This is a genomic window from Paenibacillus agilis, assembly GCF_007786455.1.
GTDB classification, from domain to species: domain Bacteria; phylum Bacillota; class Bacilli; order Paenibacillales; family Paenibacillaceae; genus Paenibacillus_B; species Paenibacillus_B agilis.
The window spans coordinates 90,912-102,520 of record NZ_VNJK01000006.1 but is presented as its reverse complement, the minus strand read 5'-3'; the positions used below and the strand labels follow the sequence as shown (position 1 = coordinate 102,520).

Genomic DNA, 11,609 nt, shown 5'->3' with positions numbered 1-11,609 from the left:
TCCCATTGCACTATTCGTATTTAATTTCCTCAATAATATCGCACCATCTGTCGTACTCTAGCGCTTCTCTACCTTTAAAAGTCTTATCACAGTTCAAAATTACATCTTTTATAAATAGCAACATTTCCTTACGTTCTTCATTCTCTTCAATTACAAAGTCTTCGTTTAGTAGAAGGAAGTATTCCTTATTGAATGCCGCCCTGTCAGGCACATCGTAAGCTTTTTGTCCTTGAATCTCCACTACAATCGGTTCACCATTCTCATTAAATCTTGCAAATTGTCGAAGCAATTCTTTGTGCTCTTCTCCGACAAGCTCGATTCGCTCTGCAAGCAACTTAACGAATCGTGTACGCATACGCGATTCTCGACCCTTCAACTCAAAGGTCATTAAGAAATTGGCAAAATGTTGTACTTCTTCATTCTTCATTCTCAACATTTAAAACACTCCTTTATCTCTTATAGCTCGAATTTTTTCTTAGCGTCTTGAAGCTTTTTCATGTCACGCTTAATGTAATGCTTCAATGTTGTATCAGGACTCCTGTGGTTTAAAAGCTCTTGAACATCTTCTAAAGACATACCTTTATTGAAGAGAAGCGAACTTCCGCTATGTCGGAAATCATGGGGATGGAGTTCTGGAATGTCGATAATCTTGCCAATCTTCTTCGTCCACACTGTCTGCAATGTATTCTTACTTACTTGCTTCCACTCTCCTGAGTATTTTGTAATAAACAAATATTCGCTTTCGATATCATTTTCTTTTCGATAATCTAGCCACTTCTTAATCAGCTTCATCGTTACATCTGAACAATACCCATCGACAATATATCCTTCTTTCTCTTTGATGCCAGTAATCATGCCTGTCTCAAAGTCAATCTGGTCAACCTTTATATTTGATATCGCATTCACCCTTAACATAGTGGACAATGACAACTCGAAGTAGAGTTCCAGTTGTATATCGTCAGTCTTCTTAAAATGCTTTCTAATCTGTTCTACTTGTGCTTCGGTCAAATAGGTCTGTGTAATCTGCGGCTTCTCTCCTGCGCGAACTGAGGGTCTTTCAATGTAGTCCAGAGGGTTGGATTTGATTCTCCGTTTTTTAAGAAGATATAAGAAGAATGAGGAAATCGAACTGAGCCTTCGTTGAATCCTGCGCTCGTTATTGCCTAATACAGTGACACAGAAGGCAATATAGTCCTCAATCAAATCTACCATATCCTCAATGCCATCTTCGTCTTTCAGCATTCTCAGAATATCTTCTGTAGCAAGACTACCTTTACCGAATTTATCGTTGATAAACACAAGCCATTGATTGAAGTCAGACTCATAACTAACCTTTGATGAATCACTAAGATTCATATTTTTATAGTTGAAATATTTTTGGATGTGTATTTTATTTTCGTCCGATACTTTCTCTAGCTTCTCTTTCGTTACGTACCGAACGTACTTTCTCTTTGTCATGTGAATCACCTACTTGTTCATGTAGTCATTTAATTTCTTAGCTAATTTCGTTTTTTCGAGATTGTCTTTCGTGTGACCAATGAAATCCCTTGGCTCATAGAAAGGTGTGAATCCATATGAGTTTTTTAAAAGCATTTTTTCGTAACTTGGGATTTTTGTGTGCTTCAAAATGTAGTTGTTTGTTATAGCCCATAGTTGACCTTTAATGATGAGTGGAGCAACCAAACCATTACCTCCACTTGCTCTCGCTTCGTTCTGAACTAAGAAGTCAAATCCAGTTTTACCCTCATTTAAGGCATAACCTTTCATGACATTCATATCGCCCAAACCTCCATTTGAATACTCTCGACGATTGTATTCAATAGGTGTATAAACACTGTAGACCTCAGATTCTATCGAATCCTTCATCTGCTTTTGCACTACAGGGAGGACGCTGTTTTGCATCCCCTCTTTTGCTTTTTTCATAATCGCTTTTCTTAACGCATCAAAATTTTTGTACGACATGCTCATCACTCCAACAAGCTTTTATCAACGAGTTGTTCACGAATCTGATTCTTAAACTCTTCAACCTGTTCCATATTGTTATTGAAATTGTCAACAACAAATGCAACTTCTTGTTGAATCAAATTGATTTGTTCTGCATCCATGTTCATAAAAATCTGGAATAGAACACCTGTATTCGTCATGTGTTCGATAGCCTTCAACTGCTCTGCAAATCGGTTTGGCAGTTTCAGTGTAGTGAAGTGCTTGATGATAAGGAAAACCATATAAGGAACCATAATGGTAGTAACTTGCCCCTTGTTGTGCGCCCGAACATGGTCAAGTTTCTCAACCAATTCTTGTACGCACATCTTAATTTGAACTGGACTGAAATATCTGTAAATCTCGACAATGAAACTCTCAATCTCATCGTTCTCAATTTCCATTTGGACAACTACTTCGCGTAGATTAGCGTACTTTTCACTTGCCCTTTCGATTGTCTGGAAATCAAGACTACGAATTTGTTCTGTCATTGATTTTTCCTCCTTTAATCTCTAAAGATGAAATTTTAGTTTTATTTAGAAGACAAAAAAAATGGTGAAAGGGGAAATTACCCCCTCTCACCATTAAAGTGTTTTTACCGATACTTTTTTCAGCTTCTATAACTTTTAGTATCGAACGATTTTTACCATATCGGTACTGGAAGAATCTTTAAAAACATCCAGATTCATGTCAAACACAGATGGGTCGCCATCTGGTTGCATCGTCAGCGTGAACGCAGAACTGATTTTAGCTTTAGGAATGACGATTTGAACTTTCTCGTCTTTACCAGTAGCTTCTGAACGCCACAGCGTTTTACCAACAACGCGGTAGAAACCACCGAACTTGTCGGATTTCAGAGTGATAACTTCTGCGTCAGCAGTCGTTTGATACGTAAAGTAAACAATTACTTGCTTACCAACAGCCAAAGATGCGGAAGGAATAGTAACATCGTTACCAGTTACAGTAATAGACGCCTTCGTCACCTCTTTGTCTTGACTATATCCATCAGTTGTCTCGTAGATTTCTACAGAGCCAACATCAGGAGTTTGCTCCAACGTAATCTTGGAGTTACCAGAACCATCGTCAGTTGAAATAGCGACAACGCGCTCGTAAATCGTTTCAACTTTCTTCTCCAAGTCTGTACCAGCTTGCATTGCGATTGCTTTCGGGTTCAAAAGAGCATCCTGTACGTTAAACGTAGCAGTACGACCGAAGTCCCACGAAATCAAACGAGGTGCTCCTTTACCACCATTAGCGTAAACTGTTTCAGCCGCATTTTCGAGATTGGACAACTTCAATGTGTCCAAGAATAGGTCAACTTTGTTAGTGAGCAGATTTATTAACATTACGTCTGCTACTTCCTTAACACCAAAACGTGCCATGTGCAATCCTCTCCTTTTGAGAAATAATATTTAGTGCGCTCAATATTAATAGTGGTTAACGCATTGAAACTTGTCGATTTTGGACACAAACTATGCCTTACTAGACCAGTGTCTTAACTTGACATCTTTTGCTCCTGCTAAAATCGACTTGATGCTTATGTCATATTGGTCGATGATTTCCATACGTTTGAATTTCCTGTACACTTGGTACACAGTCATATCAAGAACGTTTAATTCGCTAATTCCATATGACTTGGAAGATATAGCTGAGAGAATGTCGTAAAAGTCAATGTCAGATTCCTCTTCGTTCAAATCAGCTTGATTTTGCTTTTTCTTCAATTCATCCCTTCGCTTCGCAACTGCATCCATTTGTTCTTTTAGCTTTCGAGTTTCCTCGTCAGCAGGGTCAAAATTCTTATCAAGTTTCTTCTCGTCAAAGCTATTGATATAGTTCTGCCACTTAATAACTTCTTGAATTTCGCGATAGTTATCTTTGTTAACAATGTTGATTGTGTCCTCGCTAACCTTAACGAAGATACGCAAATCATCCCTATCTACGACTATCTCCCCTTTCAAAAAAAGGGATAAAGCCTTTTCAAAAATACTCTCTATTTCTTCTCCACCATATAAAAGAAGTAGGTCAAAAACGCTGATATCATCAGTTGCGTCTTCTAAGAAATCTTTCGTAGTCAAAGTCATAATATTTAAACACTTCATATATTCAGAATAGCCAACGTCAACTATCTCTCGTATTGTGAGTGGAATTATGTCCCCATAACCTTCCGCATTTATTGCCCTACCAGAAAATAGCTTGAGTTTCAAATCAATCTCTTCCATTGATAATCACTCTCCTTAAAATTCTGTGGTAGTAGCAACGAGACGAAATCCTTCGAACTGTTCATTGACAACTGTGTGTTCTGCACTAATGAAATGAATTTCTCCTAAACCCTCAACGTTCTTATCTTTGAAAGCGTCAAGGATTAATGTCGCGATTTGATATGGGCGAATGATTTTCTCTCCTTTGTCAGTAAGCAACCAAATGTCTTTATGAACAACAATGTCGAATAGGATTGCCGCCCTTCCTGCATTGCCATTATTTTCGAATTTCAGTTGCGGATAATAGATGTGCAACTGAGTTCGAACATCATCTTTAAATGTAGTATCGAATGGATACGGAAAGATTCTCTCGCTTGTTCCCCTTGGAGCAAGCAATGCAGGATTAATCATTTGGGTAGATGGATTGTCTCCATTCCAACCCAAATGATTAATGAGTTGTTGATTTCTCAGAACTTCTCCGATAATTGCGATGATGTTCGATGATAATCTTTCAAAGTTCATTACCATCCACCCCATCCTGAATTGCCGCTAGAATCAGCAATTTGATTGTCTTTATCATCTGTATCTGTCGTATTAGTGAATTTCAGAATAAGCTTCATGAAGCCTTTGCCATTGTAAACTTTCGATGCAGTGTCAATCGAAGTAACTTCATAAACACTTTCATCAAAAATAAACCTCATTTGAGGTTTAATGGCTTTTGTGTCGTCATTGAACTGCACTTGAACAGTGAGTTCTCCATCAGAGTTATACACAATCTTTGCGTCATCCTCTTCGTATGTCGTACCTGTGACGAAACACTTGTATTCTTTAATCTCACCCTGACTATCTTTCCAACGCAATGACCTATTACAAAGATTGACGTTAGCCTTCGGATATATTTCATTTTCGATAAAGTCCATAACGATAAAAGTATTTAGACCAAGAACCACATACGAACCTTTGTCGATAGTAAAATTTGGTCTGAGAAGTAAATCCATTTGATGAGACTTTTTTCGATTGATAATACAATCAGAATCGACTCCATCAATCACGACCTTTCTGTAAGAGGGAGACTTACTAAACATATCGTTAACATGAGAGATGGAGTCGTTAATGTAAGCCTGTGTCATATTAGAGTTGTTTGCGCCAATCATCTTTTGATATAGAGTCAAGTCCATTTACTTCACTCGCTCTCTTGCTTTTTCGATTAGTTCAATCGCTTTGAATACATCACTTTTTAATAACCTGTGGTCGCTATAATCAAGACCCTTTAGTGTTCCGCACACCGAAAGCAATTCTTCTCCTAGAAATAGCTTCGAATTCCCCATCAATTCTCTCAATAGAGAGTCCACATACGCTTCAAGTGTGCTTACTTGTTCCTCGTTCATTGGAATAATCTTAAAGACTCTTCCAATCAACTTTGACATATAAGCATCTAATTGATTTTCATTGATTATTCCATATTGCGTCTTCATTCTAAATCGTCTAAGCCATTCCGATATGAATAGCTAACCATTAGGTTGGAAGCTTCTAAATTTAGGTCTTTCTTCAATGAAAGCAATTGACTCAAATGATTTGCTGTGGAGTAAATTTTGTATTCTTTGTCGGAGAGGATTTGTTCCATGTTTTTGATGTGCGTAACCTTGCCTGATGTATAGCTAATGGTCATTAAAGTAGCGAGTATTTCCTTCTCGAAATCATCAAGAGTTGATAAAAACTGTTGTTCTCTCTTATCAACTGTCAAGTCTTTCGCTGAACCAGTAAATCGAACAATTGCGCTCCTAAGATGCTTGTACAAGACTGACTCCAAATCGCCAGTCTCATTAAGGCTGATAAACGAATAATCAGTGACCTTCGTTAAAAAGAAGTCATAGACTTCCGATAGGGGAGTTGTCATTTACATTACCCCCTTTGACCAATATCTGTCTGGAATCGACTATTGATAAAATTCAGTTTTTTAACCGAATCCAATTCTCCACTGTCATAAAGTTTTTTTGCTCTGGAAACAATGAGATGCTTAATTCCCTTTGGCGACTTATCAACAATTTCTTCAAACTCAGGTTGATTCATTTTGAAGATTACGTCGATTTGTTCTGGATTCTTAATATTTTGATACATCTTCGTAAGTCCGAGATGTTCAACTACTCTGTCATCCATAACCAACAGGAAAGGCTCGTCAAAGAATCGACGTTGAGAACTACGCATTGTAAGAAGCTCTTGGAATTCCATGTACTCAATGTCGCCATAGTCAGTGAAAATCCATTCTGCACCAGTTTTGCGAGATGCGTAAACCAATGTGCCATTCGTGATATTCATCACTGGAATCTGCTCAAATCGGTCGATTTCTTCACGCTTAACAATATTTTTTTGGACGGTACTTTTTTCTGCTTTAGGTCGCTCTGCTTCTACTTCCTTGCGCGCTTGCTCCAACAGGGCTGGCATCAACTCGCGCTTCATCTGTTCCATAAGCGCTTGCATGTCCACCTGTGGTGTTGCCTGTTTCGTTACAAGGTCTTCTGAAGGTGTTTGTACCAGTTCGTCTTCTAGCTCGCTTAGAAGTGATTCTAGCTTTGCTAGAGACAGCTTCATGAGATTGGACTTCGTATCCACTTCTTTGATGCTCAAAATCTCTTCAATCAACTGTGCCTTTGTTTTCATATTAAAACATCTCCTTTAACTCTCTTTTGATAAATAAAAAAGCAAGGAAGACCTAAGTCTCCCTTGCGTATGATCTCCCAATTAGGAGATACGGTAGATACCGTACTTAGCCGCAGACAGCACCGCGATACCAGCCTTTTTAATGAAGGTGTACTCACGTTGCATATCTTTACGGTTGGAGCCATCTCCCTCGATAATCATCGAGTCGCCTTCCATTACAAGCTTAACGAACTTGTCAGGCGATTTAGGAACGACCATGATGAAACCATTATCAATTGCAAAGTCGTTAGAACCAACTTTGTGCGCTTGCTTGATAGCCATCATCGGTGTACCATGGAAATTGCCATAAAAACCGAAGTCGTTACGTGCTTCTTTCGATTTCTCAGACTCAGTACCATAGTTGATTTTAGCCAATGCCGATTTCGTACCAAGAATCATTGCTTCCATGCCAGTTGCGGCTTCTACGTGAGCAATCAATTCATCCAATTTAGCTTCGCTGAATGTACCAGAGATAGCGTAAGTGGAACCCAATTGATTGTAGCTGTTGTAAACAGCATCGTAGATTAGATTCTGGATTTTGTTCTCGTAAGAACGAGCTACATTCTCAACCAATTTTGCAAAGTCTTGACGACCAGCAAGCAAGCGAGAAAGTTCTTCGTAGACAGCTACACCCATCATGTAAGTCTTAACTGTCAGTTCGCCAACGTCCAAACGGTCACGACGAAGGTCGCCATTACCATCGGAAACGATGGCTACGTCAAACAGACGATTCTCTTCGATTGTGAACACTTTCGCGTCACCATGCTCAATTACAACCGTTTCTACAAACGTGTCGAATTGACCTTTGATACCTTCCTCAACCAAAATGTCGAGTGCTTCTTCCAGAATTGCAAACAACTGTGGGTTGTTACGGAAGGATTTAGGTGTCAATTTATCAGAACCACCATTAGCTTCCACTAATTCTTTCCGAAGAACTTCCATTGCGTCTGTGCGAGAGAATTTAGTTGCTTCTCCTTGGTTCTTGTATACGTCAATTGCCAATTTAGCGATTTCGCGCATCTGTATTTCCTCCTTAAAATAAATCAAATATTTTTTGTGTGACATTCAAGTCATGACAAATAACCCTATACAAGATAGGGTTATTTAATCATTTCAGTACTTTCTTTGGCTTCTATTAAGCCTTGATTACACGAAGTTGGAACGCGTCAGCGTTGTCAAAGCCAAGTGTAGTCTTGCGAACTACTTCGAGTACCAGACTAGTTTCGTCAGTACCCTGAAGACCATCAGGGGATGCTTCAAGTTTCAGAGAGTTTAGTTGTGGTACTACAAACTGGTCAACTACAGGAGTGCCATCAATGAGGTCTGCTGTCAAAGTGATAACATCACCTTTTACCAAGTGGTAAGCGCGTCCTGCTTCGCCAGCTTCAACTTGGAAGTGTTTAAGTCCAGCTTGACGAGGGTCAGCCATAACCTCTGGCGTAGCATGAAGCAAGAACTCTTTCTTCAAGTCTGCCGCAACCTGTGCCGTTTCAACTGTGTACAACTCTGTTTCGCCACTCACAAGGGAGCCTAGCTGAACAAAATGACCATTCTTCAATACTGCTGTGTGACGGATTGACTCTAAGTGTCCACCAGTAATCTTATCCAAACGAATAACTGCCATTGTTTATTTCCTCCTTTAGAAAATAAAAGATTAATTTGTATTAGGAAAGCCCATGCTTTTTGAAGAGATGAGCGTAACCACTTGGGCTAGGAGAATCTTGGTTTGCGTTAACACCAATCTTCATGCTGTATGTGGTTTTTGGTGCAGAGAATTTTGTAGTCTTACGACCAACCATCTCAAAGCACTTAGATTCGATTTGCTCTAAAGTAGAGTTGTGAATATTCTCTCGAATCTCCGTAACATCATCTTCTGTAAGCTTATCGAATTGAGCAATAACCTCTTCTGCTAAAGCTTCATGCTGTCCTTTAAGAACGTTCGCTTGGAACTCTTTCAGTTCGGTATTCTCTTTCTCGTACTGTTCGAAGCTAGAGCGCATCAGTTCAAGTGCGCCTTTCTCATCGCTAGTAAGGAACATTGCGTATACTTCGCTTACATTGCCAAGAGCGATACTGTCGCCTTCTCTGCTGTATTCGACCTTATGGAACTTTCGACCATAATCATCTTCTGTAATGAAGTGTGTGTCATAAACAGATACGATGTAGTTCCAACTCCACTCTTCTTCACCACCAATTGCTGTTGCAATGTGTTGGTCAAGACCAGTATATAGTTGACTACGAATGTCATCATGAGATAATTCAAAGTTCAAAGTGAACTTGTCAGGTATTGATTCAGTCTCGGAGTCTTTTTCTTGAGAAAAATCTTTCTCATCTTTCTCTTTCTCATCGTCCTCATCTTCATCACTGTCAGAACCTTTTTCATCATCTTTGTCAGAGTCATCTTCGTCGTCTTCCTTGCTGGCGAACACTTCTGCAAGCTTCACATCCAAGTCCTCAATAGAATAAGTGTTTACCTCCACGCCTATTTCCGATAATGCGTCAACAGTAGTGGCGTACTTAGCCAGTAACTCTTCAAGTGTCATTTTTTGTTCCACCTCCTTGTCTTGATTTTTATTACTGAAAGCCATCTGAAATTCTTCAAGCTTCCGAGCAATTTCTTCTTGATAGACATTAACGTTTGCCGAGAACGATACCTCGACACTCGCTTTCTGCATGGCAGGAAGAACATCTTGACCTAGTAAACAAGCACCATAGAATGAGAATCTTGTAAATACGAATACGCCTTCGTCATTAAAGTAGCCATCGTAATCATCATGTAATTCCATCGACTGCGGAACTCCACCATGAGTATTTAGGATGTTGACTCCATCATCGAATTTCGTCCACATCAATCCATCGACTACTAGGTACTCCAATTCATTATCGAAGTCACCTTTCTTTATCTCGAATCGAGGATTACAATTCTCAGGGATTACTCCAAATGCTTGTCCGATGTACTTGGTTTTCAGTTCTCCACCTTCAACAACAAGCTCAACTTCGTGTCCTCTAAAATCTTTGTCTCCCAATCTCGACTCTTCAATATAACCAAGTATTGGAGTGTTTTTTAGAGTACTCATTGCTTCTTCTACTGACTCTTTCATGAAGATACTATTATTGTAGTTCTGCCCTATGTGCATGAGCCAAATCTTCACCTTCTGAAAACGAGTATCAATTTGGTCTACCTTCTCGAACAGAACAGGAATAGATTTGAGTACATTCTTCATTGTTTCTCACCCCCTTTACTCTCTATTAGCGTTGTTTTCTCCTTCTCGTTGTGCTTCGCCTTGTTCAGAAAGTTCATCGTCTTTCATCTCTGGTCTGCCGCCCTGAGAGTTGGAGTTATCCCCTTCTACTCCACCACTTTGGGTATGCGAAGAGGAAAGTGGAACGAAACTACTTGAAAGCATTAGCACTTGTTCTTCGAGGAAGTTCATAGAAACAACTGCGCTTGGAGAGATACCAAGACACGCACAAAGCATCAACTTAACAGGAAGACCATACTGAGCATTCTTTAGAAGAGTCTCTACATTTTCTCTCCAATTAAAGATTGTATTATTGAGTATTCTGAGCCTAAACTTGAAAGAGCCGCTAATCTCATTTTTGAGTTTTCCACTTCCGATTCGTTCAAGCTGTCTCAGAACACTTAACACTTCTGCCTCGTCAACATTGATAGATTTAGCCAGTGTAGAAGACGAACTTCCTTCTGGATTGAACAATTGCTTCGCTGTTCCTGCCGCTGTATAAAAAGCATTTTCAGAGTTCGCAACATTGTCCACTTCTGACTTATCTTTACTAAATTCAATCGTGTCGATTTCAAAGGGAGTGCTGAAAATTCCTATTTCGTCAGGAAGAAGGCTCGAAGTCTTGTTATGGAACATCGAAACAGTCTTCAAATCAATCTTGAAATCATTGTTCTTATCAGAATCTTCTCTAATTGGAATCTTCTCGATAATAAACTTGTAGTTTCCGATTACTGCGCTTGCCATTCGCAAAGCTTTATAGTCTTCAATATCAAAAATATCTCCGAACAATCCTGCGAATGGAGGAATGTCGTAATACGTTTCCTCATTGACCTTAATGCAAATAGACCTTGCAGGGTCAACTTCTTGCCACTTCGGTTTACTGCCAGATTTATAAGAGTTAAACATCTTTTTAAACTCTTTTGGATACAACTCTAACTCATTGGCATTGCGTTCGAAGAAGGATACATCAAAACTAAAAGTGTAAACTCCATCGGCAATTCCACTAATTTGGCAAAAGTCGAAAGGCAACTCTTTAATGAAATAAGAGTCTTTCGTGTACAGCTCGAAACCATAGAAAGTTCCAAGCTTCCACGCGGATACGAGAGCTTTACCAAATTCGTGACGAATGTTCATCAACTCAACAAATTCCATTGCTTTGTTGTAGTTATTACGAAGAGTCTTCGTATTCACATTCTTTGATGTGTCTAAGCCATAAAGCTCAACATAGTAGTCGAGTGTCGGCATTTTAGCGTAATAGTTAATCAGTCTCCGATAATGAGGACTCACATCATACAAGTATGCACTCATGCCTTGCAGTTCTTTAGAATAACGTTTCGGATTCCCTAGATAGGTCGAAACGTTATTCTTCGTGTACGTTTTAGTGGTTGTATTATTGTTTTTACTAAGGTCTTTAATGACCAATTCGGTCAACTTAGCATAATCCAGTACAACACTCTCTCGCACAAATTGTGGATTTTCGTTCATGGAAAAT

General features: G+C 39.2%; 15 protein-coding genes. All 15 read right to left on the bottom strand.

The window, feature by feature from the left end:
* Nucleotides 1-10: 10 nt before the first annotated feature.
* The gene (locus FPZ44_RS24385; protein WP_261378535.1) at nt 11-436 is read right to left on the bottom strand and encodes a hypothetical protein; all 426 of its coding nucleotides are present in this window, start codon (nt 434-436) and stop codon (nt 11-13) included.
* A gap of 20 nt (nt 437-456) precedes the next feature.
* Nucleotides 457-1,458 (bottom strand): tyrosine-type recombinase/integrase, encoded by a 1,002-nt coding sequence (locus FPZ44_RS24380; protein WP_144994895.1) that lies wholly within the window; start codon nt 1,456-1,458, stop codon nt 457-459.
* Between the two features lie 9 nt (nt 1,459-1,467).
* Nucleotides 1,468-1,962, bottom strand: coding sequence for a hypothetical protein (locus tag FPZ44_RS24375; protein ID WP_144994893.1), 495 nt, complete (start codon nt 1,960-1,962; stop codon nt 1,468-1,470).
* A gap of 5 nt (nt 1,963-1,967) precedes the next feature.
* Complete coding sequence (locus FPZ44_RS24370) at nt 1,968-2,471, bottom strand: hypothetical protein (RefSeq protein ID WP_144994891.1); 504 nt, start codon at nt 2,469-2,471, stop codon at nt 1,968-1,970.
* 135 nt (nt 2,472-2,606) lie between these two features.
* On the bottom strand, nt 2,607-3,362 hold the full coding sequence (locus FPZ44_RS24365; protein ID WP_144994889.1) for a hypothetical protein: 756 nt from the start codon (nt 3,360-3,362) through the stop codon (nt 2,607-2,609).
* A gap of 90 nt (nt 3,363-3,452) precedes the next feature.
* The gene (locus FPZ44_RS24360) at nt 3,453-4,199 is read right to left on the bottom strand and encodes a hypothetical protein (protein ID WP_144994887.1); all 747 of its coding nucleotides are present in this window, start codon (nt 4,197-4,199) and stop codon (nt 3,453-3,455) included.
* A gap of 15 nt (nt 4,200-4,214) precedes the next feature.
* Entirely contained in the window at nt 4,215-4,700 is a 486-nt protein-coding gene (locus FPZ44_RS24355; RefSeq protein WP_144994885.1) for a hypothetical protein, read from the bottom strand.
* On the bottom strand, nt 4,700-5,356 hold the full coding sequence (locus FPZ44_RS24350; protein WP_144994883.1) for a hypothetical protein: 657 nt from the start codon (nt 5,354-5,356) through the stop codon (nt 4,700-4,702). Before FPZ44_RS24350 ends, FPZ44_RS24355 begins: the two co-directional genes overlap by 1 nt.
* Complete coding sequence (locus FPZ44_RS24345) at nt 5,357-5,653, bottom strand: hypothetical protein (protein ID WP_144994881.1); 297 nt, start codon at nt 5,651-5,653, stop codon at nt 5,357-5,359.
* Nucleotides 5,650-6,075 (bottom strand): hypothetical protein, encoded by a 426-nt coding sequence (locus FPZ44_RS24340; protein WP_144994879.1) that lies wholly within the window; start codon nt 6,073-6,075, stop codon nt 5,650-5,652. The genes FPZ44_RS24345 and FPZ44_RS24340 overlap by 4 nt, the downstream gene beginning before the upstream one ends.
* 5 nt (nt 6,076-6,080) lie before the next feature.
* Nucleotides 6,081-6,836, bottom strand: coding sequence for a hypothetical protein (locus FPZ44_RS24335; protein WP_144994877.1), 756 nt, complete (start codon nt 6,834-6,836; stop codon nt 6,081-6,083).
* 81 nt (nt 6,837-6,917) lie between these two features.
* Nucleotides 6,918-7,895 (bottom strand): hypothetical protein, encoded by a 978-nt coding sequence (locus FPZ44_RS24330; RefSeq protein WP_144994875.1) that lies wholly within the window; start codon nt 7,893-7,895, stop codon nt 6,918-6,920.
* Nucleotides 7,896-8,010: 115 nt separating this feature from the next.
* Nucleotides 8,011-8,499 carry a hypothetical protein gene (locus FPZ44_RS24325; protein WP_144994873.1) on the bottom strand — a complete coding sequence of 163 codons (489 nt, stop codon included), beginning with the start codon at nt 8,497-8,499 and terminating at the stop codon, nt 8,011-8,013.
* Between the two features lie 40 nt (nt 8,500-8,539).
* Nucleotides 8,540-10,099 carry a hypothetical protein gene (locus tag FPZ44_RS24320; protein WP_144994872.1) on the bottom strand — a complete coding sequence of 520 codons (1,560 nt, stop codon included), beginning with the start codon at nt 10,097-10,099 and terminating at the stop codon, nt 8,540-8,542.
* Nucleotides 10,100-10,114: 15 nt separating this feature from the next.
* Nucleotides 10,115-11,602, bottom strand: coding sequence for a hypothetical protein (locus FPZ44_RS24315; protein ID WP_261378534.1), 1,488 nt, complete (start codon nt 11,600-11,602; stop codon nt 10,115-10,117).
* Nucleotides 11,603-11,609 lie beyond the last annotated feature (7 nt).